The following is a 24,638-nucleotide window of genomic DNA, read 5'->3' as shown; positions in this document are numbered from 1 at the left end:
CCTCCGGGTGGAGGCGCCGCGCCCGGACGGACTCTCCCGGCGGGAAGCCCGCGGGAAGGGCGCGTCACTCGCCGTCGGTGACCGCTGTGCGGGGGAGCCGCAGGCTCAGGGCGGCGCACAGGGCGTAGGCCGCGAGGACCCAGGGCATGGCGGCCTTGAGGGAGAGGTCGGCGAACCAGGCGGTGCCGATGGCGGCGGCTCCGAGGGCGCCGCCGAACTGCTGGGCGGTGGCGAAGGCGCCCGAGGCGCCGCCGGCGAGTTCGGCGGGGGCGGCCGAGAGGACGATGCCGACGAGGGGGACGACGAGGAGGCCGAGGCCGGCGCCCGCGACGGCGAGGCCGGGGGCCAGGGGCCAGGCGCCGGTGTGGACGGGTGCGGCGGCCTCCATGGCGTACCAGACCCAGCCGTAGCCGGCCGCCATGAGGAGGGCGCCCGCGGTGGGGACGTACCGGCCGAGTCTGACCGCGAGCGGTTCGGCGGCGGGGGCGGTGAGGAAGCCGCCGGCGGAGAAGGCGGCCATCAGGACGCCCGCCTGGGTCGGGGTGTAGCCCTGGCCGCCCTGCAGCCAGATCGCGAGGACCAGGAAGAAGCCCTGCATGCCGAAGGCGAAGAGGAGCTGGACGGCGAGGCCGTACGAGAAGGCCGGGACGGTGAAGGTCCGCCGGGGCAGCACCGAGCCGCGTACGGCGACCCCGGTCACGGCGGCCGCTCCGGCGGCGAGGAGGGCCCAGCCCCAGAGCGGCCAGTCCCAGCTGCGGCCCTGGACGAGCGGCAGGACGACGGCGACGAGTCCGGCGGCGAGGAGGAGGCTGCCGAGCAGCGGGGGCCGGGCCGCGGCGCGTTCGCGGGTGGCCGGGACGAGGACGACGGCGGCGGCGAGGGTGAGGAGGGAGACGGGGACGTTGACGAGGAAGACGCTGCGCCAGCCGAGCCCGAAGAGGTCGGCGTCGGTGAGGACGCCGCCGAGCAGCAGCCCGATGGCGGAGGCGAAGCCGGCCACGGCCCCGTACATGCCGAAGACCTTGCCGCGGTCCTTGCCCCGGAAGAGGCTGTGGAAGGAGCCGAGCACCTGCGGCATGAGGACGGCGGCGGTCACGCCCTGCACGGCGCGGGCGGCGATCAGCTGGCCGGGGGTCTGTGCGAGGCCGCAGGCGAGGCTGGCGAGGCCGAAGCCGGCGGTGCCGGCGAGGAAGAGCGCCTTGCGGCCGTACCGGTCGCCGAGCCGGCCGGCGACGACGAGGGTCGCGGCGAAGCCCAGGAGGTAGGCGGAGACGGTCCACTGGAGGGCGCTCTCGGAGGCGCCGAGCCCGTGCCCGAGGGAGGGCAGGGCGACGTTGACGATGGTGACGTCGACCAGGTCCATCAGGGCGGCGACCATCATGACGACGGCGGCGGCCCAGCGGCGCGGGTGGACGGTGTACGGGTCGCCGGTGGCGGTGGTGTCGGTCGTGGCGGTCGCGGACATGTCGGCCTCCTCCTTTTATTTCGTTCGGCCTAACGAAATAAAAAGTGGCACACGCCGACCCTCGATCGCAAGTCTTTCGTTCGGGCGAACTAAATGAATTTTGCTAGGCTCCCCCCATGCCCACGAGCAAGAAGGACACCGAGGCGCGCGCCGCGGCCGTCGCCGCCCTCACCGCCGCCGGCCGCGACTCCAGCGCCGCCTCCGTCGCCTTCCACTCGGCCGTCGCGGCCCAGCAGGACCTGGGTGCCACCGAGACCAAGACGCTCGACCTGCTCGAACGGCACGGCCCGCTCACCGCCAAGGAACTCGCCGAGCACTCCGGCCTGGCGCCCGCCTCCGTCACCGGCCTCGTCGACCGCCTCGAACGCAAGGGCTTCGTCCGCCGGGTGAAGCACCCGACGGACAAGCGCCGGATCCTCGTCGAGCCCCGCCCCGAGAAACTGGCCGAGCTGGCCCCCCTCTTCGACGACTGGGCCCGCGAAGTGCACGAGCTCTACGAGGAGTTCACGACCGCGGAGCTGGAGACCATCACCCGCTTCCTCACCGGCGCGACCGACCGCCAGCGCGCCGCGACCAAGCGGCTCGGCGAGGGCACCCGCTAGCCCCCCTCGACTCCCCGGCCCCCGGCCCCCGCCGCTCCGGATTCCGCCGGGGCGCGCACGGCACTCCCGTCCGGCGCCGTCGGCTGCTACCTTCCTCGCGGGAAACCACCTAACAAGCGTTTGGTGGAAAGGTGACCGATCCGAGCCCGTGACCCCTCGGGTCCGTGCCCCTGACACTCCGCGGGCCCGTCCGCCCACGGCTGCCCCACCCGAGTCCGTCAGCCGTACGGCACGCCGCCGTACGTCCGTCAGTCCGCAAGGGAGTCCAGCCATGCCCCTGTCCCGACGCGCCCTGCTCACCGCCGGCGGTACCACCGCCCTGCTCGCCGCCGCCCCGGTGCCCGCGACGGCCCGCCCCGGCCCCCGGGCCGCGAACACCATCCGCCGGATCCCGCTCCAGGGCGCGGTCAACGTCCGCGACCTCGGCGGATACCTCACCTACGACGGGGCCCGGGTCCGGCACGGCCTCGCCTACCGGGGCGACCACCTCGGCAAGCTCACCGACGCCGATCTGGGCGCGCTCGGCGCGCTCGGCCTCGGGACCGTGGTCGACCTGCGGATCCCGCTGGAGGTGGGGTACGACGGTGCCGACCGGCTGCCGGCCGGTACGGCCCCGGTCGCCCGGCCCGTCACCGACAACGGCCTCTTCGGGCAGCTGCTCGCCGCGATCGGCTCGCGCGACCCCGTGCGGCAGGAGGAGATGCTCGGCGGCGGGCGGGCGGCCGCGTTCATGACCGAGGTGTACCGGACCTTCGTCACCGACCCGGCGAACCGGGCGGCGCTCGCGGCCACCCTGCGGGACTTCGCCGACCCGCGCCGGGGGCCGCTGCTGGTGCACTGCACGTCGGGCAAGGACCGCACCGGCTGGACGAGCTGGCTGCTGCTGACCCTGCTCGGGGTGCCCGCGAGCGCAGCCCGCGCGGACTACCTGGCCTCGAACACCTTCCGCGCCGCGTACGACGCGCGGGTCCGGGAGGGACTGAAGCAGGCCGGGCTCATGCAGAACCCGGAGCTGATCGTGCCGCTCCAGGAGGTGCGGACGGAGTACCTGGACACCACCCTGGACCAGGTCCGCACCTCCTACGGGAGCCTGTTCCGCTACGTGTCGGTCGGCCTCGGCCTGGAGCCGCGCGTGCTGCTCGCGCTGCGCGAACGGCTGGTGCTCGACGCCTGACGTCCGCCGCGGCCCGCGCCCGCACCGGCACCGGCACCGGCACCGGCACCGGAGGCGGCACCGCGCCCGGCTCCCGCGCCGGCTCCCGCGCCGGAACCCCGGCCGGAGCCGGTGCCGGTACCGGTGCCCCGGCCCGTGCCCGTCCCGCGACCCGCACCGGCCGCCGCACGGCCCGCGCCGGACGCGCCGCGCCCGGAGCCGGCCGTGGCACCGGAGCCGCGGCCCGAGGCCGTACCACCGGAGCCGGAGGAGCGGCCCGCACCCGCGGACGCACCGCCGGAACCGCCGCGACGGCGGCGGCCGCCGCCGGTTCCCGCCGCGTTGCGCGGCGGGGTCGGCTGCGGGGTCTCGATGACGACGGGGACGCCCGAGGGCTCCCGGGCGCCGGTCAGCTCGGCGAGCTGCTCGTCGCTGGACTTGATCTGCGCGGTGCGGGGGCTGATGCCCGCGTTCGACATGAGCCGGCCCATGTCGCGCTTCTGCTCGGGCAGGACCAGGGTGAAGACGCTGCCGGACTCGCCGGCGCGGGCCGTGCGGCCGCCGCGGTGCAGGTAGTCCTTGTGGTCGATCGGCGGGTCCACGTTCACGACCATGTCGAGGTCGTCGACGTGGATGCCGCGCGCCGCCACGTTCGTCGCGACGAGCGTGGTGACCTGGCCGGTCTTGAACTGGTCCAGGGTCCGGTTGCGCTGCGGCTGCGAGCGGCCGCCGTGCAGGCCGGAGGCGCGGACGCCGTTGGCGAGGAGCCGCTTGACCAGCCGGTCCACGGACCGCTTGGTGTCCATGAAGAGGATCGTCCGGCCGTCGCGGGCCGCGATCCGCAGCGTGACGGCCTTCTTGTCGGTCTCGTCGGCCACGTACAGGACGTGGTGCTCCATGGTGGTGACCGCGCCGGCCGACGGGTCGACGGAGTGCACGACCGGGTCGTCGAGGAACATCTTGACGAGCTTGTCGATGTTCCGGTCGAGGGTGGCCGAGAAGAGCAGCCGCTGACCGCCGGGCTCGACCTGCTTCAGGAGCTTCGTGACCTGCGGCAGGAAGCCCATGTCGGCCATCTGGTCGGCCTCGTCCAGGACCGTGATCGCGACCTGGTCGAGTCGGCAGTCGCCCCGCTCGATGAGGTCGTGCAGGCGGCCGGGGGTCGCGATGAGGACCTCGGCACCGCGCCGCAGCGCGGACGACTGCCGGGAGATCGACATGCCGCCGACGACGGTGGTGAGCCGCAGCCGCAGCGCGCCGGCGTACGGCGTGAGGGCGTCGGTCACCTGCTGGGCGAGCTCGCGGGTGGGCACCAGGACCAGCGCGAGGGGCGCGGTCGGCTCGGCGCGGCGGCCCGCGGTGCGGGCGAGGAGCGCGAGGCCGAAGGCGAGGGTCTTGCCGGAGCCGGTACGCCCCCGGCCGAGCACGTCACGGCCGGCCAGCGAGTTCGGCAGCGTCGCCGCCTGGATCGGGAACGGCTCCGTGACGCCCTGCTCGCCGAGGATCCGCAGCAGGCCCTCGGGCATGTCGAGGTCGGCGAAGGAGGCCACCGCGGGCAGCGCGGGCGTCACCGACTCCGGCGGCGTGAACTCGGCCGGCGGCGGAGGCGCCGTGGGGCGGCGGCCGCCGCGGGCTCCCTTCGGCTGCGACGTGGACTTCGCCTGCGTACTGCGGGGGCTGCGCTTGGGGCGTTCGGAGCGGGTCATGCGTGCCTTCCTGGCCGGTGCTCGCGGCACAGCCGGGGCCCGCACCTGCACGGTGCGGGCCCCGGCTGCTCTACCCGGAACACGCGATACGGGCCCCGGCTGTTTCTCCCGGAACACGCGAAACGAGCCCCGGATGTCTCTACCGGAACAATAGTGCGCCTCAGGACCTTCCCGCCCCGCCCGCCCGATGCCCGGACGGATCAGACCAGCCCAGACCCGGCCGACGTGGGCGACCTCACAGGGCGGCCGGGCGGACGGGGGCCCGGCAAGGGACCCGGCCAGGGGTCCGGCAAGGGGCCCGGCAAGGGCTCCGATCAGAGTTCTCGGTCAGGGCTCCGGCCAAAGCTCCGATCAGGGCTCCCGTCAGGCGGTGCGTACGGCGATCCCGTCCAGCACCATCGACAGGTACTGCCGCGCGATCTCCTCGGGGCTGTGGAGGCCACCGGGGCGGTACCAGGACGCGGCGACCCACACGGTGTCGCGGACGAACCGGTAGGTGAGGCGTACATCCAGGTCGGCGCGGAAGACCCCGTCGGCGACACCGCGCTCCAGCGTGCCGAGCCAGGCCTTCTCGAACCGGCGCTGCGAGTCGGTCAGGTAGTGGAAGCGGGGCTGGTCGGTGAGGTGCCGGGACTCCTTCTGGTAGATCGCGACGGCGGCGCGGTGCCGGTCGATCTCGCGGAAGGACTCGGTGACGAGGGCCTCGATGGTCTCCCGGGGGCCGAGGCCGGCATCGAGGACGGCGTCGTACCCCTCCCACAGCTCGTTCAGGAAGCCGGAGAGGATCTCGTCGAGCATCGACTCCTTGGAGTCGAAGTGGTAGTAGAGGCTGCCGGCGAGCATCCCGGCGGCGTCCGCGATCTTGCGGACGGTGGTGGCGTTGTACCCCTGGGCGGCGAACACCTCGGCCGCCGTGTCGAGGAGTTCCCGGCGCCGCTCGGGTGCGGCGGCGTTCACCTGCTTCTTCTTCTTGGTCGTCGGCACGTGCCCATTCTGGTCCCACCCGCGCCGGGCGACGACGCCCGGCCGCCGCCCCGGCTCAGCCGTCCCTGCGCGGCGGGCCGTCGTCGTTGCCGCGCCGGATCGTCCGGGTCGGGCGTCCCGGGGTCCAGGTGCGGAAGACGATCTCCTCGCCGTCGACCCAGGTCCGGACGATCTCGGCCGGCTCCACCCGGAAGAGGTGGAAGGGCTGGGGGGCGCCCGCCTCGGCCGCGTACCGCCCGACGGCCTCCGGGTCGGTCACCTCGACCGCGCGCCCGGAGACGCGGACGTCCCCGCCGCCCATGCCGGTGCCGGCGCCCGGGTTGGCGAGCAGCGCGAAGCGGGGGTCGCGGCGCAGGTCGAGGGCCTTGCGGGAGTTCGGCATCATGCCGAGCCAGAGCTCGCCGAAGCGGAAGTCGGCCTCGATGCCGCTGAGCCGGGGCGAGCCGTCCTTCCGTACGGTCGCGAGGGCGTGGTGCGTGTACTGCCCGAAGCGTTCCCGCACGGTCGCGGCGAACTCGGGTTCGGCGGCCTCGAAGGCCGACCAGGTGGTTCCGGTTCCGGTGTCTCCCATGCGTCCAGGAAACACCGGATACCCGTCACCTCCTGTCCGGATTACTCCGGGCGGACGGAGGTCGCGGCCTTCGGGCGCGTGGGAGGTCGCGGCCCTCGGGCGCGTGGGAGGTCGCGGCCCTCGGGCGGGCGCGGCACTCAGGCCGTCGCGGCGCGCTCCGCCTTGCTGCGCTCGACGCAGAACTCGTTGCCCTCGGGGTCCGTGAGGGTCGCCCAGCCGGTGCCGTCCGGGTTCCGGTGGTCCTCGAAGAGGGTCGCGCCGAGGGCGAGCAGCCGCTCGACCTCCTCGTCGCGCGTGCGGTCCTGCGGCTGGAGGTCGAGGTGGACGCGGTTCTTGACGGCCTTCGGCTCCGGCACCTGGATGAAGAGGATGTTCGCGCCGGGCGATTCGACGAGCGCCTCCGGGTCGCCGGGCTGGTCGTCGTCGGAGACCTTGGAGTCGAGGGCTCCGGCCCAGAAGGTCGCCAGTGCGTAGGCGTCGGCACAGTCGATGGTCACGTGGCGCACGAGAGAAGTCATGGACCGCATGATCGCCCTCGACCGCCCCGCGGGCCAGTGAATTACCACCCGTCAGTCGGCGGCGGCCAGTTGCGTGCCCTCGGCCGCCGCGACGAGGGCGGCGAGCGAGGAGCGGGTGCCCTGGAGGTCGTGGATCCGCTCGTCGATGGCGTCGAGCTGAGCGACCAGCATCGGGCTGAGGCAGGGCTCGATCTCCGCCTCGCTGCCGCAGACGCAGTCCAGGACCTCGGAGATGACCCGCGTCGGCAGCCCGGCGCCGAGCAGGGACCGGATCCGGCGGACGACGGCGGGGGCGTCGGGGCCGTACACCCGCTGCCCGCCCGGGGTCCGTTCCGACGCGAGGAGGCCCTGCTCCTCGTAGTAGCGGAGCAGCCGGACGTTCACGCCGGTCAGCTGCGACAGCTCGCCGATCTTCACTGTGATCCCCCTCACATCCACCCGTCCGTGCTTGAACCTCACATCCATGTGAGCTCCTACGGTTCCGGGCATGACGAACGACACGAAGTCCTCGGACACGACGATATTCCGGCTCGGCGGCGACCTTCCGGTCCGGCGTGTCGGGTACGGCACGATGCGACTCGCCGACGGCCCCGGCGACCCGACGGGCCCCGAGGCCCGCATCTGGACGGCCCCGACCGACCGGGCCGCGGCGCTGGCCCTGCTGCGGACGGCCGCCGAGGCGGGCGTCACCCTCTTCGACACGGCCGACGCGTACGCCCTCGGGGCCGGCGAGGAGCTCCTGGCCGACGCCCTCGAGCCGTACGGCGACGAGGTGGCCGTGGCCACCAAGGTCGGCGTGGTGCGCCCCTCCCCCACCGAGTGGGTGCCGCTCGGCCACCCCGCCTACCTGCGCCAGCAGACCGAACTGAGCCTCCGCCGGCTCCGTACCGAGCGCATCGACCTCCTCTACCTCCACCGCGTCGACGAGAGCGTCCCGCTCGCCGACCAGGTCGGCGCCCTCCGCCGGCTCCAGGAGGAGGGCAAGGTCCGCCACATCGGCCTGTCCGAGGTGACGGTCGCCCAGTTGGAGGCCGCCGAGGCGGTCGCCCCCGTCGCGGCCGTCCAGAACCTCTACAACCTCGCGACCCGCGACCACGAGGCCGTCGTCGAGCACACCGCCGGTCGCGGCATCGCGTTCGTCCCCTTCTTCCCGGTCGCCATGGGCGGGCACGCGGGGCCCGACGGCCCGGTCGCCCGGGTCGCCCGCGAGGTCGGCGCCACCCCGTCCCAGACGGCCCTGGCCTGGCTCCTCCACCGCGCCCCGCACCTCGTGCCCATCCCCGGCACGTCCTCGGCCGCCCATCTCCTGGAGAACCTCGGCGCCCTCGACGTCACCCTCACCGACGAGCAGTTCGCCCGCCTCGACAGGGAAGTCACGAAGGAAGTCACGACGGAGGTCACGAAGGAGGCCGCGGCGGCGTCGGGCTCATGACCGGACGATGCCCTGGGCCCGGGCCGCGGCCAGCCACGCGGGGAAGTCGCCGACGATCCTGTCGTACAGCTCCTCGTCCGGCACCCGGTTCGGGTCCTGCCCCGCGTGGAAGAAGCCGGCGTTGTCGACGGGCCGCTTCGCCGGCACGTCCAGCTCGTCGAGCCTGCGCAGGAACTCGAACTGCCGGCTCCCCGGGTCGCCGAAGCCGATGAACTGCCAGAAGATCGGCAACCGGGCCGCCTTGCAGACGTACCGCTCCGCCGCCAGCTTGTTGATCGGCCCGCCGTCGGTCTGGAAGACGACCAGCGCGGGCGCGGTGGAACCGCTGTCCAGGTAGTGGTCGATGACGGCGTCCATCGCGAGGTGGTAGCTCGTCTTCCCCATGTGCCCGAGACCGGCGACGATCCGGTCGATGCTCCCCGCGTGACCGTCCAGCCGGATGTCGGTCTCCGCGTCGATGTCGGTGGAGAAGAAGACCACCGGCACCCGGCCGTCGTCGTCGAAGTGCGCGGACAGGCCCAGCACCCGGTCCGCCAGCGCCTGGACGCTGCCGTTGCCGTAGTACGGCTTCATCGACCCCGAGTAGTCGACCACCAGGTACACGGCGACCCGCTGCCCGCTGATCCCGTGCCGCTGGAGCGACGCCCCCGCCGACTTGTAGAGGCTGACGAGCGCGGGCGCGGTCTCCTCGACCTTCCGCAGGCTCAGTGCCATGGACGCTTCCTCTCCCACTCCTCGATGTCCGCGAGCATGGCGTCGGCCAGGTCGCGCTCGGCCGTGTAGTACCGCTCGGCCCAGGCGAGGGTGAGGCGGGGGAACGCCCACGCCTCGTCGGCCCCCGCGTCGGCCGCGTCCGCCTCGGCGCGCCGCCGCATGCCCTCGGCGTACTCCCGGTGCCCGGCGAGGACCTCCCGCATCCGCTCGGGTTCGAGGAGGTGGCCGAGCCAGAGCCGCAGCATCGGCCCGTGCTTGAGCACCGGCGGGTCGAGGGGGGCCGTGCGGGCCCAGGCGCGGACGGCGGCGAGACCCTCGTCGGTGATCCGGTAGACGCGCTTGTCGCGCGTGCCCGTCTCCGGGGCGACCAGGCGCGAGGTGGCGTAACCGGCGCTCTCCAGCCGCTTGAGCTCACCGTAGACCTGGCTGAACGACGGGCTCCAGTAGAAGAGGCCGAGCGACCGGTCCGACCACTTCTTGACGTCGTAGCCGGACAACTCCCGTCCGAAGGAAAGCAGTCCGAGCACCGCCCAGCTCGTCGCCGGCAGCCCCGGCAGGGTCTCTTCGTCCGCCACGGACGGCAGTCTACGGCTCTTCCCTCCTCCACCTATGCCTGCTAGAAGTATTTCGATTAGGCATAGCCGTGTCGGCTTTCCCGGGAGGAGCTCCCGTTGAAGTTCTCCATGATCTTCGAAGCACAGCTCGTCGACCCCACCCCCGACCGCGAACACCGCGTCCTCCACGACTGCGTCGAACAGGCCGTCCTCGCCGAGGAGATGGGCTTCGACCGCATCTGGGCGGTCGAGCACCACTCGCTCACCCGGTACGCCCACATGAGCGCCTCCGAGATCTTCCTGACCTGGGTCGCCGCCCGCACCCGCACCCTCCGCGTCGGCCACGGCGTGGTCACCATGCCCTTCGGCTACCAGCACCCCGTCCGCGTCGCCGAACGGACCGCCATGCTCGACGTGCTCTCCGGCGGCCGCGTCGACATCGGCGCGGGCCGGGGCGCCACCCGCCAGGAGATGCGGATGTTCGGCGTGCGCCCCGAGGACACCCGCCCGCAGACGGAGGAAGCCCTGCGGATCCTCGCCTCCGCCTGGCGCGAGCCGGAGTTCACGTGGCACGGCACCCTCGACATCGGCCCCGGCGCCGTCCTGCCCCGCCCCGTCCAACGCCCCCACCCACCCCTCTTCATGGCCTGCTCGCAGCACGAATCGCTCCGACAGGCCGCCGAACTCGGCATCGGAGCCCTGGTGATGGGCTTCGCCGGCGCCGACGACGTCCGCGCGATGCGGGCCGTGTACGACGAGGCCATCGCCGCACGCGACGGCTCCCGGTTCGTGTCCACGGAGGTCAACGACCACTTCTCCGCCCTCTGCCCGACGACCGTCCTCGACGACGCCGACCGCGCCCTCCGGCTCGGCACCCGCGGCCAGCGCTTCTTCGCCGAGTCGATCGCCCACTGGTACTCCGGCGCCCCCGCCCCCACCGGCCACGCGGAGGACGAGGACCACACCGGCGCCCTCGACCGGGAGCGCGAGAAGCTGATCGCCCGCCTCCACGAGGCGAACGTCCCCGCCCGCCCCGTCGACACCGGCACCTACAACACCGACCACGCCTACGGCGACGCCGGCACCGCGATCGCCTACGTCGAACGGCTCCGCGAGATCGGCGTCGACGAGGTGATGTGCCTCATCCAGATGGGCACCGTCCCGCAGGACGTCTGCCTGGAGACCATCCGCCAGTGGGGCACGAAGGTCATCCCCCACTTCCGCGAACCGGCGGGCCCCGCATGACGGACCGGTGAGCCGACCGCATCGCCCCAACCACCCCTGGTCGGCACGCCCGTTCTGGAATCATGGACGTCCGGCGGGGCAGGGCAGGGGAGTTGGGGGCACGGGTGGGCACGGCGACGGACACGACCGAGGAGCAGGCGACCGGAAGAAGGCGGGCGCTGCTCATCGGAGTGGGCCGGACCGAGTTCCTGGAACGCGACGAGGACCTCGCCCGGCGCTACCCGCCGCTCGGCTTCGTCGACCGGGACGTCGAACTCGTCGGCACCGCCCTCGCCGAATCCGGCTACACCGTGGAGGCCCTCCACCCCGGCCACCCGAACCCGGAGCGGCGGAACACGGGCGTGGGCTCGATCGTGAGCGCCGTGGAGGAGTTCCTCCTCTCCTGCGCGGCCGGGGACACCGCCTTCCTGTACGTCTCCGCCCACGGGGTCACCGTCGCCGAGCGCGAGTACCTCCTCACCTCGGACGCCCGCCCCCGGGCCGACGGCTCCCTGATCGCGCAGACCATCCTCGAAACCGCGCCCGACGTCCTCCTCGGCACCGTCCCCGACGGCGTCACGGTCGTCGTCTCCCTCGACACGTGCCGCACCGACCAGCCGCCCACCGCCACGCCGCCGCGCCTGACCCGCCTCGTGGACTCCTCGTACGAGAACGTGGCGTGGCTCCGCGGCTGCGGCCCCGGACAGGCCGCCTACGCCGACCCGGAGAAGGGCAGCTACTTCGGCATCGCCCTCTCGGAGGCCCTGTCGCCGCACAGCCCGCCCCGGACGTTCGAGGAGGTCCACGCCTTCGTCCGCGCCCGGGTCGACCGGCTCACCTCCCTCCTCACGGAACCCCCGCCGGCCGTCGAGTTCCAGTGCGCGGAGGAGCTCGCCGCCCGGCTCGTCCTGTGCGACGGCTCCGAGGAGACCGAGCTCTGGACCGAGGCCGTCGACGCCTCCGTCCTCTGGAAGCACACCTCGCAGACCGCCGTCCACGAACGGGTCAAGGAACGCCTCGGCGACCTGGCCCGCGAGGTCGCCAAGAGCAGGCTGGGCACCGACTCGGCCCTCGCCACCCCCTGGAGCGATCCCGCCTACCCGCTCCGGGTCGTGGAACGCCTCGGCCACCTCGTCGAAGCCGCCGGCCTCACCGGCCGCGAACTCCTCTCCCCCGCCGAGACGGCCGCGCTGCTCGCCGCTCCCCTGCTCCACGAAGGCGTCGTCGCCGTCGCCCTGAGCGAACTCGCGGCACTGCGGCCGGACCGCATCGACCGCAGCGAGGACGGCAGGGGCCGTGCCGTGACCACCTCCCACGGCCGGCTGGTGTGCGACGCCGCCCGCGACGTCTCCCGGGCCCACTCCCAGGTCGCCCAGACCGCCGAGACCCTGCGCCGGCGCCACCTCCCCGCACCCGCCACGGCCGCCGACCACTGGCTGCGGCACCGCTTCATCGCCGACTGGGACCTCCTGTGGGACGGCACGGGCGACTACGCGGCGATCGACCACCTGATCGACCGCGTGGTCACCGCCGTCGCCGCCGCCGGACCCGGCGAACCCTCCGCGCAGAACCGCACCCTGATCGACCGCCAGATCCGGCAGGTCCTCGCCCACGTCACCGTCGCCCCCGGCAGCAGCCCCCGCATCGACCACACCGGCGAACTCCGCTGGAGCGAACACCCGGCCGTCACCGGCAACGCCTGGCGCGCCCGCGACCTCGCCTACCTCGTCTGGCTCGCCTCCCTCCTCGCCGCCGACCCCCGCCGCATGTCCAGCGCGCTCGTCGACCACCTCGGCTCCGCCCACCGGCGCCTGGTCCCCTCCGAGGTCGTCGCGGCCCTCGCCGAGTACCGGCTGCACGCCCCGAACGACGCCGAAGGCGCACACGACCTCGCCGTCAACTTCCACTGCCCCCACCCCGCCCTCCACGCCGCCCTGGAAGAACTCGCCGCCACCGCCGACGCCTCCGTCCGCGCACGGCACAAGGGCTGGAAGGAGGCCCGCACCACCGCCCCCGACCTCCTGCGCGGCATCCCCCGCAAGGTCACCACCGAGTTCCTGGAGCCCCTGGCGCAGCAGTACACCAAGCCCCTGGAGCGCTTCCGCCTCGCCGAGGACGAGATCCGCCCCCTCCTCATGGGCACCCAGCTCTACGGCGACAAGATGCTCGCCGTCCGCGAGCTCTACCAGAACGCCCTCGACGCCTGCCGCCACCGCCAGCTCCGCACCGCGTACGGCCGGAAGATCGGCAAGTGCGGGGCGACGGACACCGGCCGCGAACCGGACATCACCTTCGTCCAGGGCTACGACGCGGACCGCCCCTACATCGAGTGCCGCGACACCGGCACCGGCATGAGCCGCAAGAAGCTCACCTCCATGTTCGCCCGCGCCGGCAAGCGCTACGAGCAGGACCCCGACTTCGTCCAGGAACGCCGCAACTGGCGCCGCGCCCGCATCGAACCCGTCCCCTTCAACAGCCGCTTCGGCATCGGCGTCTTCAGCTACTTCATGCTCGCCGAGGAAGTCGTCGTCACCACCTCCACCATCGACCTCCACGGCATCCCGTCCCGTACCGAAGCCCCCCTCCAGGCCACCATCCAATCCGGCTCCGGGCTCCTCGAGATCGTCGAGACCTCCGCCGCCCCCGAGCGCGGCGGCACCACCGTCCGCCTCTACCTCAACGCCGACGGCGAACCGACGCCCTCCCTCGTCGAGACCCTGCGCAGCCTGCTGTGGGTGAGCGACCACCGGGTGACGGCGGTGGAGCTGGACCGGGAGGGCGGGACGATCCGATCGGAGGAATGGACACCGGGCCGGCTCCAGGCCTCGGAGCACTGGACCACCGCGCCCGCCCGAGCCGGGGACGACGCGTGGATCGTCCAGGGCCGAGGCCAGCTGCTGCTCGACGGCGTCGTCGTCAGGAACGCGCCCGACGTGCACGGATACGTCTTCAACCTGCGCGAGCGGGACCAGCCCGTGCCCACCGTCGACCGCAACGGTCTGCTGCGCTACGACGAGGAGGGGGTGACGCGCCGGGTCCTGGCCGGCGTGCCCGAGGCGGTCGCCGCGTTCGAGGAGGTGTCGCTGCGGTGGCTGTGGAAACTCGCCGGCCAGGAGCCCCGGTTGGCGGTGAGGATCTTCGACTCGCTGGCCGACGACTCGGTGGGAGTCCTGCACCCGACGCACGAGGAACGCAGCCTGGCCGCCTCGTCCTTCCCCCTGCGCAAGGTGGGATGCCACCCGCCCGACCAGGCATCGCTGAGCCAGCACCAACTCATTCGCCCCTTCGGGCCGGAGCGGTTGCACGAGGGCGCCCTGCACCATCGGTGGCGCACCTCCTTGCTGGGCGTTCTCGGTGGCGCGCGGGAAGCGTTCGCGCCTCGCGGGTACCCCGATCCCGTCGGACTCGACATGTTGGTCTTCGGGCGCGGCGCGCCCAGCGGGTCCTGGGCGGGGCCGCTGCGCGTGGCCGCGCTCGCCGGTGAATCCCTCACGGCGGCCGTACGCGCCCAACGGCGCTTCGCCATCGCCGGATTGAAGGTGCCCGAGATCGCCGACATCAGTGCGCTCCGGGAGATGTTCCCGACCGTGGTCGCGGCCGACCTCTGCGCCGCGTACGGACCGGTGGACACCGGACCCGAAGCGGGAGGACCGGATCCGGCCCTCACCGCGATCCTTCCGATCACGGCCACCCACAACGTGCCCCTGTCCGAGGCTCTCGCCACGGTCCGGGACCTCGCGAGCCGCCTGCCGCTACCGGGCTGGAACGACATCCCCCAGGTCGAGGCGGACGTCCTCTCCGAGTCGGACAGGATCGCCGCCTTCTTCACGGAGGTGGGGGCGGCCCACTGGCAGAAGGGGGTCGCCCACCCCGTCGACCTCCTCGTGGACGCCCCCTCCGTCGAGCAGCGCAGGCACCTCGTCGACCGGATCGAGAGCTTGAAGCCGTTCGGCTTCTTCCTGGGTACGGGGTGTTCGCCCGCGACTCTCGCCCATCGCGCCCTGAACGGCGACGAACGCCGTCTCCTGTCACGGGGGGTGGACGGCGAATCACCATGGCTCGAAGGCGACCTGACCATGCTCGACGTCCTGGAACGCTCCCGGGCCATGAGCATCCCGATGGGCCGCGTGGTGGAGCAGATCAACGCCCTCACGCCCGCGACCGGTGTATCGGCACCACCGGTCCCCGACACGGTCACCGACTGGACGGTCCCCCCATGGGTCGCCTCCCTCGTTCCGTGGCCGGAGGAGGAGTCCGGCCCCTTCGGCCCTTGGCGTGTGACCGCCGCACTGCGGCATGCCACTCCGTCCGACTTCGCGTCGACGCGTCAGGACCTGCGCCATCTGGATGCCTGCGGACTCCTCGCACCGGGTTGCCTGTCGCTCGTCGAAGCCCACGGCGAGCGGATCACCGAGGACTCCGCCGTCGACGATCTGCTCGAGATCGTGCACCCGTTCTCGAAGTACGGCCACGGGCGGTGGGATCTCGACACCCTCGGTCTCGGGATCGAACCGCTGATCCACCTCGCGTCCCGGAGCAGGTCGACACTGGGCACCGAGGCGGGGCGCCTGGCGCCCCTCGGCCTGCCCTTCCCCCTGCCGGTCGCCGATCTCCCCGACTCCCTCAGCGCGCTCACCCCGAGCGTCGGGTTCCGGTTCCTCTTCGAGCTGGGCAGGGGCCGCAACATGGCGTTCCGGAGCGCCCTCACCCTGGGACAGCTCCTCGCCCACGCCGTCTACGAACCCGGCGGCCTCGGCGAGACCGTCCGCACCGCCCAGGCCTTCCTCCCCGTAGGCGGCCCCACCCTCCCCGGCCCCTTCACCGGCCCCGACGCCGAGGCGCTGGAGCGCTTCGCACCCGACGACTTCGATCTGGCGGCGTTCGATCCGGGGCTGCTGGGTCCCGGCACCCTCGGCCCCCTCGAACTCGTCCTCGTCGCGGGCCGCTTCGGCTGGACGCTCGGGAAGGCGTACGAGCGGTACGCGCCCTTCCGTTGCCTCGGGCTCGACGTGACGGTCGAGGCACCCACCGGGGACGAGCGCGACATCGTGCCGGACTGGCGGGACGTCATCGTGCTGACGGCGCGGCTGACGGGTCGGGCGCCGGCGGTCGAGGGGGCGGTGGAGGCCGCTCACGTACTGCTCTGCTCGGAGGAGACGGACCTGTCCGAGGAGGAGGTCCTCGAAAGGCTCCGCCGGTACCAACGGCTCTTCGAGCTGATAGTTCCCACCACCACTGGAGGCCCGCGCCCATGAGTTCCGCTGTTCCCTACCGCGTCACGGACCGACCGTTGACCTCGCCCGTCACCACGTTCCTGTGGGAGTCGCGGGGAGGGGGGCGGGTGGAGGCCTCGGGCGAGTGCCCCGAGTGCCGGTGTGTGACCCGGCGGGCGTGGGAGGACGTGCAGTACGTGACGAAGGGCCCGGGGTCGTCGCGGGGGCCGGAGGCCGAGGACACCGCGCCGAGGTACGCGCGGTGCGCGTGCGAGACGTGGCACGTGGACCGTCCGGCGGGGGTGGAGCAGGGGTGCGGGGCGTCGTTCTGGATCGCGCGGCCGCGGGGGAACCGGCGGTGAACGAGTTCACGCCCGCGGAGCTGCGGGACGCGGACGAGCGCGTACTGGCGATGGCGACGCCGCCCGAGCAGCTGAGGGCGGCGCTTCAGCAGGCGGAGGGGTACCGGAACTTCCTGACCACGCTGACCGGTCTGCTGACGGTCGTCTTCGTGCTGAAGGGGCAGGAGAACCTGAGCAAGATGACCACCGGGCCGCGGTGGTGGGTGATCGGACTGCTCGCGGGGGCGTTCCTGCTGCTCCTGCTCGCGTCGTGGCTGATGGTGACGGCCGTGCACGAGTCGCCGGGCCGGAAGCTGCGGTCGGGCGCGGAGTATCTGCTGCGGTACGAGAGGCGGCGGGCCGAGGCCGTGCGCCGGATGACCGGATGGGCGCGGTGGATGGGGCTCGCGGGGGTCCTGGCGGTGTCGACGGCGTCGCTGCTGACGTGGATCTTTCCCGGGAAGAGCTAGGGAGGGACCGCGGGGGCGCGCGCCCGGTGCCGAGACGCGCATCGGCGCCCACCCAGTCGTCCGGTCGGGGACATTCGGGGGGCGCCGCGCTCAGTTCCGCACGTCGTTGTACGGGACGTCTTGGGGGGGGACGGATCAGACCATCAGGGAACGGTCCGTCGGGCGGATCGGGGCCGGCAGGGAGCTGGCTCCGGTCAGGTAGCGGTCCACGCCACGGGCGGCGGAGCGGCCCTCGGCGATGGCCCAGACGATGAGGGACTGGCCGCGGCCGGCGTCACCGGCGACGAAGACGCCATCGACATTGGTGGCGAAGTCCGCGTCACGGGCGATGTTACCCCGCTCGTCGAGGTCCAGACCAAACTGGGAGACGAGGCCGTTCTCCACGTCCGTGCCGGTGAAGCCCATGGCGAGCGTGACCAGCTGGGCGGGGATCTTGCGCTCGGTGCCCGGCTTCTGGGTCAGCTTGCCGTCGACGAACTCGACCTCGATGAGGTGGAGGAACTGGACGTTGCCGTCCTCGTCGCCCTCGAAGTGGGTGGTGGAGACGGAGTAGACCCGCTCGCCGCCCTCCTCGTGCGCCGACGTGACCTTGTAGAGCATGGGGAAGGTCGGCCAGGGCTGGCCGGGGTTCCGCTCCTCGCCCGGCTTGGGCATGATCTCCAGCTGCGTGACCGAGGCCGCGCCCTGGCGGTGGGCCGTGCCGACGCAGTCGGCGCCGGTGTCGCCGCCGCCGATGACGACGACGTGCTTGCCCTCGGCGGTGATGGGCGGGGCCACGAAGTCGCCCTCGACGACCTTGTTGGCCAGCGGCAGGTACTCCATCGCCTGGTGGATGCCGGCCAGCTCGCGGCCCGGGACGGGCAGGTCGCGGGCGGTGGTGGCGCCGGCGGCGATGACGACCGCGTCGTACCGGTTGCGCAGGGCGGTGGCCGGCATGTCGCGGCCGATCTCGACGCCGGTGCGGAACTTGGTGCCCTCCGCGCGCATCTGCTCGATGCGGCGGTTGATGTGCCGCTTCTCCATCTTGAACTCGGGGATGCCGTACCGGAGGAGGCCGCCGATGCGGTCCGCGCGCTCGTAGACGGCGACGGTGTGGCCGGCCCGGGTCAGCTGCTGGGCGGCGGCGAGACCCGCCGGGCCCGAGCCGATGACGGCGACGGTCTTGCCGGAGAGGCGCTCGGGCGCCTGCGGCGTGACGTCGTTGGCGTCCCAGGCCTTGTCGATGATGGAGACTTCGACGTTCTTGATGGTGACGGCCGGCTGGTTGATGCCGAGCACGCACGCGGACTCGCACGGAGCCGGGCACAGGCGGCCGGTGAACTCCGGGAAGTTGTTGGTGGCGTGCAGCCGCTCCGACGCCGCCGCCCAGTCCTCGCGGTAGGCGTAGTCGTTCCACTCGGGGATGAGGTTCCCGAGGGGGCAGCCGTTGTGGCAGAACGGGATGCCGCAGTCCATGCAGCGGCCGGCCTGCTTGCTGATGATCGGCAGCAGGGAGCCGGAAACGTAGACCTCGTTCCAGTCCCGGACGCGCTCGCTCACCGGTCGGGTCTGGGCGACTTCACGCCCGGTGGTCAGGAAGCCCTTGGGGTCAGCCATGGGACGCAGCCTCCATCATCTTCTCGGTGGTCTCGGTCTCGGAGAGACCGGCGAGCTCAGCGGCGTCCTTGGCGGCGAGCACTGCCTTGTACGTGGTGGGGATGATCTTGCTGAACCGGGCCGCCGCGGCGTCCCAGTCGGCGAGGAGCTTCTCGGCGACCGTGGAGCCGGTCTCCTCGAAGTGGCGGCGCACGACGTCGTGCAGCTGCGCCTTGTCGGTGTCCGACAGGGCCTCGATCGCCTCCAGGTTGCCGGAGTTGACGTTGTCCCGGTCGAGGTCGACGACGTACGCGACGCCGCCGGACATGCCGGCCGCGAAGTTGCGTCCGGTCTCGCCGAGGACGACGGCCGTACCGCCGGTCATGTACTCGCAGCCGTGGTCGCCCACGCCCTCGGAGACGACGAGGGCGCCGGAGTTGCGGACGCAGAAGCGCTCGCCGGTGCGACCGCGGAGGAAGAGCTCGCCGCCGGTCGCGCCGTATCCGATGGTGTTGCCCGCGATGGTCGAGTACTCGGCCAGGTGGTCGGCGCCGCGGTCCGGGCGGACGATCACGCGGCCGCCGGAGAGGCCCTTGCCGACGTAGTCGTTGGCGTCGCCCTCCAGGCGGAGGGTGACACCGGCCGGCAGGAAGGCGCCGAACGACTGGCCGGCGGAGCCGGTGAAGGTGATGTCGACGGTGTCGGCCGGGAGGCCGGCGCCACCGAACTTCTTCGTCACCTGGTGGCCGAGCATGGTGCCGACCGTGCGGTTGATGTTGCGGATCGCGACCTGGGCGCGGACCGGCTGGGCCTCTTCGGCGGTGGCCGCGTTGAGGGCCTCGGCGGCGAGCTGGATCAGCTCGTTGTCGAGGGCCTTCTCCAGGCCGTGGTCCTGCTCGATGCGGGCGTGGCGGACCGCGCCCTCGGGCAGCTCCGGCACGTAGAAGAGCGGCTCCAGGTCGAGACCCTGCGCCTTCCAGTGCGTGACGGCACGGCTGGTGTCGAGCAGCTCGGCGTGGCCGACGGCCTCTTCGAGGGTGCGGAAGCCCAGCTCGGCGAGGAGCTCGCGGACTTCCTCGGCGATGAACTCGAAGAAGTTGACGACGAACTCGGCCTTGCCGGAGAAGCGGTCGCGGAGGACCGGGTTCTGGGTGGCGATGCCGACCGGGCAGGTGTCCAGGTGGCAGACGCGCATCATGACGCAGCCGGAGACGACGAGCGGCGCGGTCGCGAAACCGAACTCCTCGGCGCCGAGCAGCGCGGCGATGACGACGTCGCGGCCGGTCTTGAGCTGACCGTCGGTCTGGACGACGATCCGGTCGCGCAGGCCGTTGAGCAGCAGGGTCTGCTGGGTCTCGGCGAGGCCGAGCTCCCAGGGACCGCCGGCGTGCTTGAGCGAGGTGAGCGGCGAGGCGCCCGTTCCGCCGTCGTGGCCGGAGATGAGGACGACGTCCGCGTGGGCCTTGGAGACACCGGCGGCGACCGTGCCGACGCCGACCTCGGAGACCAGCTTCACGTGGATGCGGGCGACCGGGTTGGCGTTCTTGAGGTCGTGGATCAGCTGAGCCAGGTCCTCGATGGAGTAGATGTCGTGGTGCGGCGGCGGCGAGATGAGGCCGACGCCGGGCGTCGAGTGACGCGTCTTGGCGACCCACGGGTAGACCTTGTGGCCGGGCAGCTGGCCGCCCTCGCCGGGCTTGGCGCCCTGGGCCATCTTGATCTGGATGTCGTCGGCGTTGACCAGGTACTCGCTGGTGACGCCGAAGCGGCCGGAGGCGACCTGCTTGATCGCGGAGCGGCGCGCCGGGTCGTACAGGCGGTCCGGGTCCTCGCCGCCCTCACCGGTGTTGGACTTGGCGCCCAGCTGGTTCATGGCGATGGCGAGGGTCTCGTGCGCCTCGCGGGAGATGGAGCCGTACGACATGGCGCCGGTGGAGAAGCGCTTGACGATCTCGGAGACGGGCTCGACCTCGTCGATCGAGATCGCTTCCCGCTCGGCGGAGAAGCCGAACAGGCCGCGGAGCGTCATGAGGCGCTCGGACTGCTCGTTCACGCGCTCGGTGTACTTCTTGAAGATGTCGTACCGCTTGTTGCGCGTGGCGTGCTGCAGGCGGAAGACGGTCTCCGGGTCGAACAGGTGCGGCTCGCCCTCGCGGCGCCACTGGTACTCGCCGCCGATCTCCAGGGCGCGGTGCGCCGAGGGGACGCCGGAGGCGGGGTACGCCTTGGCGTGGCGGGCGGCGACCTCCTTGGCGACGACGTCGAGGCCGGCGCCGCCGATCTTGGTGGCCGTGCCGTTGAAGTAGGTGGCGACGAAGGTCTCGTCGAGGCCGACGGCCTCGAAGACCTGGGCGCCGCGGTAGGAGGCGACGGTGGAGATGCCCATCTTGGACATGACCTTGAGGACGCCCTTGCCGAGCGCGTAGATCAGGTTCCGGATGGCCTGCTCGGGCTCCAGGCCCTCGATGAAGGTGCCGGCGCGGACCAGGTCCTCGACGGACTCCATGGCGAGGTACGGGTTGACCGCCGCGGCGCCGTAGCCGATGAGCAGGGCGACGTGGTGGACCTCGCGGACGTCACCGGCCTCGACGAGCAGGCCCACCTTGGTGCGCTGCTTGGTGCGGATGAGGTGGTGGTGGACGGCCGCGGTGAGCAGCAGCGAGGGGATCGGCGCGTGCTCGGCGTCGGAGTGCCGGTCGGAGAGCACGATGAGGCGGGCGCCGCCCTCGATGGCGGTGTCGGCCTCGGCGCAGATGGCCTCGATGCGGGCGGCGAGGGCGTCGCCGCCGCCGGAGACCCGGTAGAGGCCGGAGAGCGTCGCGGCCTTCATGCCGGGCATGTCGCCGTCGGCGTTGATGTGGATGAGCTTGGCCAGCTCGTCGTTGTCGATCACCGGGAAGGGCAGGGTGACGCTGCGACACGACGAGGAGGTGGGCTCGAGCAGGTTGCTGCCGGGGCCGAGCGACGAGCGCAGCGAGGTCACCAGCTCTTCGCGGATGGCGTCGAGCGGCGGGTTCGTGACCTGCGCGAACAGCTGCGTGAAGTAGTCGAAGAGCAGCCGCGGGCGGGCGGAGAGCGCCGCGATCGGCGAGTCCGTGCCCATGGAGCCGAGGGGCTCGCCGGCGGTGCGGGCCATCGGCGCGAGGATGACGCGGAGTTCTTCCTCGGTGTAGCCGAAGGTCTGCTGGCGGCGGGTGACCGAGGCGTGGGTGTGCACGATGTGCTCGCGCTCGGGGAGGTCGGAGAGCTCGATCTCGCCGGTCTCCAGCCACTCCTCGTAGGGGTGCTCGGCGGCGAGGGCGGCCTTGATCTCGTCGTCCTCGACGATGCGGTGCTCGGCGGTGTCGACGAGGAACATCTTGCCGGGCTGGAGGCGGCCCTTGCGGACGACCTTGGCGGGGTCGATGTCGAGGACGCCGACCTCGGAGGAGAGGACGACGAGGCCCTCGTCGGTGACCCAGTAGCGGCCGGGACGCAGGCCGTTGCGGTCGAGGACCGCGCCGACCTGGACGCCGTCGGTGAAGGTGACGCAGGCCGGGCCGTCCCAGGGCTCCATCATCGTGGAGTGGTACTGGTAGAAGGCGCGGCGGGCCGGGTCCATGGTCTCGTGGTTCTCCCACGCCTCCGGGACCATCATGAGGACCGCGTGCGGCAGGGAGCGGCCGCCGAGGTGGAGCAGCTCCAGGACCTCGTCGAAGGAGGCCGAGTCGGAGGCGTCCGGGGTGCAGATCGGGAAGATCCGCTCCAGGGAGCCCTCGCCGAAGACGGTGGAGTCGAGCTGGGCCTCGCGGGCGGTCATCCAGTTCCGGTTGCCCTTGACGGTGTTGATCTCACCGTTGTGGGCGACGAAGCGGTACGGGTGGGCCAGCGGCCAGCTCGGGAAGGTGTTGGTGGAGAACCGGGAGTGGACCAGGGCCACGGCGGTGGCGCAGCGGCGGTCCGACAGGTCCGGGAAGAAGGGCTCCAGCTGGCCGGTGGTCAGCATGCCCTTGTAGACGATGGTGCGGGCGGAGAGCGACGGGAAGTAGGTCGCGGCCTCGCGCTCGGCGCGCTTGCGCAGCACGAACGCCTTGCGGTCCAGCGCGATGCCCGTGGTCTCGCCTCCCCCAGAGCCTTCGGCCTGGGAGGTACCCCCAGCCACGAAGAGCTGGCGGAAGACCGGCATGGTGGCGCGGGCGGAGGCGCCGAGCAGCTCGGGGGCGACGGGGACCTCGCGCCAGCCGAGGACGGTGAGGCCCTCTTCGGCGGCGATCGTCTCGATCGCGGCGGCGGTCTCGTCGGTGCCGTCCTCGGGGAGGAAGGCGATGCCGACGGCGTACGCGCCGGCCTCGGGGAGCTCGAATCCGGCGACCTCGCGGAGGAAGGCGTCCGGGACCTGGAGCAGGATGCCGGCGCCGTCACCGGAGTCGGGCTCGGAGCCGGTGGCGCCGCGGTGCTCGAGGTTGCGCAGTACGGTCAGCGCCTGCTCGACCAGCGCGTGGCTGGCTACACCGGTGAGGGTGGCCACGAACCCGACACCGCAGGCGTCGTGTTCGTTACGGGGGTCGTACATCCCCTGCGGAGCGGGGCGACCGTCCATGGGCGACCAGGCGTCGGAACGCATCGGCTCTCCCGTCGTCGTCGTGGCATATGCAGATACCGAGGGACGACGTTGGCCCTCCGCGAAATTTCGTGCAGGTTACATGATGGCTGGCTTCTCGCGAAGTGGATAGCTCATTCCAGCATGCGGACACCGCCGATACGGAGCGGTGGTGTGGGTTCACCTGTGGGGTGCGGGAACAGGGGCTGCCCCGCGGGGGACGGATCGAAGGATTCGGAGGATCTCCGGATCTCCGGCGGTCCGTCGCTGGGCGGGCATCGTTGCCCGCCCGAGGGGGCTCCATTGCCCCGTGACGCTCATGCCTCATTCCCGTTGGTCACGAGTTCGAAACCGCCGAGTAACCGGCTACATATGTGGCGTCCCGCATAGTGTCTCATCGCAGCGAAGGATCGGACCAGGGAGATACGTCACAGCCGATCCGCGGCTTGCATCCCGAAAAGTCGCCCCGAAAAGACCGAAAGGCCCCTCAAGGGGGCCTCCGGGCCGTCTGTACGGCTACGGAATCCGTTCCGCCGCGGACACAGGATCCGCGCTGGCGCGGATACGGGATCCACGCCGGCGCGGGCGTGCGGGGCTACAACGCCGCACCCAAGAGCATGCCGAGCCCGTACGTGACGGTCGCGGCGGCCCCACCCAGGACGAGCTGGCGCATCCCGCTGAACAGCCAGCCGCGGGCGGTCACCCGCGCCACCAGGGCGCCGCAGGCGAAGAGGCCGAGGAGCGCGAGCAGCACCGCCGGCCACAGCGCGGTCGCGCCGAGCAGGTACGGCAGGACGGGGAGCAGCGCGCCGAGCGCGAACGAGCCGAAGGACGAGACGGCGGCGACCATCGGCGACGGCAGGTCGTCCGGGTCGATGCCGAGCTCCTCGCGGGCGTGGATCTCCAGCGCCTGCTCGGGGTCCCTCGACAGCTGCATCGCGACCTCGCGGGCGAGCGCGGGCTCGACGCCGCGGGAGACGTAGAGCGCGGCGAGCTCCTCCATCTCGTCGACCGGGTGCTTGCGCAACTGGCGGCGCTCGACGTCCAGTTCGGCCTGGACGAGCTCGCGCTGCGAGGCGACGGAGGTGTACTCGCCGGCGGCCATCGAGAAGGCGCCGGCCGCGAGGCCGGCGAGGCCGGTGATGACGACGGTCTGCGAAGAGACCGAGCCGCCCGCGACTCCGGTCATCAGGGCGAGGTTGGAGACGAGTCCGTCCATCGCGCCGAACACCGCCGGCCGCAGCCAACCGCCGTTCACGTCACGGTGGGTGTGGTTGTCGCGGTGGGCCTCGTGCAGCGGCGCCTGAGCTTCGATGATGGACATGGCTCTCCCCTCGTTCCGGCGAGCCGGGATATGCACCCGCCGCCCCCAACACCCTCGAAAATACGCGCTATGTAAGGGGTCCGCCAGCAAGGCAGGCCGTACTTACTAAGGTCCCCCTCACTGGGTGAGCCGCGTTCTGGCGGGGTGTCAGCCGGGTGACAGAGACGTTTCTTCGGCGAGTTCGCGGCCCGCGGTGGCACAGATCCAGGCATC

General features: G+C 72.4%; 16 protein-coding genes and 1 pseudogene. 6 read left to right on the top strand and 11 right to left on the bottom strand.

Annotated elements, in window-relative coordinates; genetic code table 11:
• Window positions 1–64: 64 nt before the first annotated feature.
• A complete protein-coding gene (locus ACFCY7_RS06030; protein WP_376481728.1) occupies window positions 65–1,465 on the bottom strand; it encodes an MFS transporter in 1,401 nt (466 codons plus the stop codon).
• A 116-nt stretch (window positions 1,466–1,581) separates the two neighbouring features.
• Between ACFCY7_RS06030 and ACFCY7_RS06025 the strand changes: the two genes are divergently transcribed.
• Both ACFCY7_RS06025 and ACFCY7_RS06020 read left to right on the top strand, forming a co-directional pair.
• Complete coding sequence (locus ACFCY7_RS06025; protein WP_376481726.1) at window positions 1,582–2,067, top strand: MarR family winged helix-turn-helix transcriptional regulator; 486 nt, start codon at window positions 1,582–1,584, stop codon at window positions 2,065–2,067.
• Between the two features lie 271 nt (window positions 2,068–2,338).
• Window positions 2,339–3,241, top strand: coding sequence for a tyrosine-protein phosphatase (locus ACFCY7_RS06020; protein ID WP_376481724.1), 903 nt, complete (start codon window positions 2,339–2,341; stop codon window positions 3,239–3,241).
• Here ACFCY7_RS06020 and ACFCY7_RS06015 read toward each other — a convergent pair.
• The 5 genes and pseudogenes from ACFCY7_RS06015 to ACFCY7_RS05995 form a co-directional block, all read right to left on the bottom strand.
• Window positions 3,166–4,926, bottom strand: a complete 1,761-nt coding sequence (locus ACFCY7_RS06015) for a DEAD/DEAH box helicase (RefSeq protein WP_376481723.1) — start codon at window positions 4,924–4,926, stop codon at window positions 3,166–3,168. The genes ACFCY7_RS06020 and ACFCY7_RS06015 overlap by 76 nt on opposite strands.
• Window positions 4,927–5,289: 363 nt before the next feature.
• A complete protein-coding gene (locus ACFCY7_RS06010; protein ID WP_376481722.1) occupies window positions 5,290–5,910 on the bottom strand; it encodes a TetR/AcrR family transcriptional regulator in 621 nt (206 codons plus the stop codon).
• A 55-nt stretch (window positions 5,911–5,965) separates the two neighbouring features.
• Window positions 5,966–6,481: a pyridoxamine 5'-phosphate oxidase family protein gene (locus tag ACFCY7_RS06005; protein WP_376481720.1), complete on the bottom strand. Its 516-nt coding sequence runs from the start codon at window positions 6,479–6,481 to the stop codon at window positions 5,966–5,968.
• A 146-nt stretch (window positions 6,482–6,627) separates the two neighbouring features.
• Window positions 6,628–6,999, bottom strand: a pseudogene (locus tag ACFCY7_RS06000) (VOC family protein); the annotation flags it as partial.
• A 51-nt stretch (window positions 7,000–7,050) separates the two neighbouring features.
• A complete protein-coding gene (locus tag ACFCY7_RS05995; RefSeq protein WP_376481719.1) occupies window positions 7,051–7,431 on the bottom strand; it encodes a MerR family transcriptional regulator in 381 nt (126 codons plus the stop codon).
• A gap of 55 nt (window positions 7,432–7,486) precedes the next feature.
• On the opposite strand from ACFCY7_RS05995, the gene ACFCY7_RS05990 reads away from it, so the two are divergent.
• The gene (locus tag ACFCY7_RS05990; RefSeq protein WP_376481717.1) at window positions 7,487–8,431 is read left to right on the top strand and encodes an aldo/keto reductase; all 945 of its coding nucleotides are present in this window, start codon (window positions 7,487–7,489) and stop codon (window positions 8,429–8,431) included.
• Here the strand turns inward: ACFCY7_RS05990 and ACFCY7_RS05985 are convergent.
• Window positions 8,426–9,145 (bottom strand): VWA domain-containing protein, encoded by a 720-nt coding sequence (locus ACFCY7_RS05985; RefSeq protein WP_376481716.1) that lies wholly within the window; start codon window positions 9,143–9,145, stop codon window positions 8,426–8,428. The two genes, ACFCY7_RS05990 and ACFCY7_RS05985, sit on opposite strands and share 6 nt — an antisense overlap.
• Entirely contained in the window at window positions 9,136–9,720 is a 585-nt protein-coding gene (locus ACFCY7_RS05980) for a PadR family transcriptional regulator (RefSeq protein WP_376481714.1), read from the bottom strand. The genes ACFCY7_RS05985 and ACFCY7_RS05980 overlap by 10 nt, the downstream gene beginning before the upstream one ends.
• A gap of 96 nt (window positions 9,721–9,816) precedes the next feature.
• Between ACFCY7_RS05980 and ACFCY7_RS05975 the strand changes: the two genes are divergently transcribed.
• The 3 genes from ACFCY7_RS05975 (at window position 9,817) to ACFCY7_RS05965 (ending at window position 16,947) form a co-directional block, all read left to right on the top strand.
• Window positions 9,817–10,944 carry an LLM class flavin-dependent oxidoreductase gene (locus ACFCY7_RS05975; RefSeq protein ID WP_376481712.1) on the top strand — a complete coding sequence of 376 codons (1,128 nt, stop codon included), beginning with the start codon at window positions 9,817–9,819 and terminating at the stop codon, window positions 10,942–10,944.
• 104 nt (window positions 10,945–11,048) lie between these two features.
• Window positions 11,049–16,178, top strand: a complete 5,130-nt coding sequence (locus ACFCY7_RS05970) for a caspase family protein (protein ID WP_376481710.1) — start codon at window positions 11,049–11,051, stop codon at window positions 16,176–16,178.
• Window positions 16,179–16,494: 316 nt separating this feature from the next.
• A complete protein-coding gene (locus tag ACFCY7_RS05965; protein WP_376481708.1) occupies window positions 16,495–16,947 on the top strand; it encodes a hypothetical protein in 453 nt (150 codons plus the stop codon).
• A 135-nt stretch (window positions 16,948–17,082) separates the two neighbouring features.
• On the opposite strand, the gene ACFCY7_RS05960 is transcribed toward ACFCY7_RS05965, so the two are convergent.
• The 3 genes from ACFCY7_RS05960 to ACFCY7_RS05950 all read right to left on the bottom strand — a co-directional run bounded on the left by ACFCY7_RS05960 (window position 17,083) and on the right by ACFCY7_RS05950 (window position 24,425).
• Window positions 17,083–18,543 carry a glutamate synthase subunit beta gene (locus ACFCY7_RS05960; RefSeq protein ID WP_376481706.1) on the bottom strand — a complete coding sequence of 487 codons (1,461 nt, stop codon included), beginning with the start codon at window positions 18,541–18,543 and terminating at the stop codon, window positions 17,083–17,085.
• On the bottom strand, window positions 18,536–23,125 hold the full coding sequence (gene gltB / locus ACFCY7_RS05955) for a glutamate synthase large subunit (RefSeq protein ID WP_376481704.1): 4,590 nt from the start codon (window positions 23,123–23,125) through the stop codon (window positions 18,536–18,538). The genes ACFCY7_RS05960 and gltB overlap by 8 nt, the downstream gene beginning before the upstream one ends.
• A 571-nt stretch (window positions 23,126–23,696) precedes the next feature.
• Window positions 23,697–24,425: a VIT1/CCC1 transporter family protein gene (locus ACFCY7_RS05950; RefSeq protein ID WP_376481703.1), complete on the bottom strand. Its 729-nt coding sequence runs from the start codon at window positions 24,423–24,425 to the stop codon at window positions 23,697–23,699.
• Window positions 24,426–24,638 lie beyond the last annotated feature (213 nt).

It is taken from the genome of Streptomyces sp. NPDC056361 (assembly GCF_042262805.1).
GTDB lineage: Bacteria > Actinomycetota > Actinomycetes > Streptomycetales > Streptomycetaceae > Streptomyces.
This window is presented reverse-complemented; position numbering and strand designations above follow the sequence as displayed.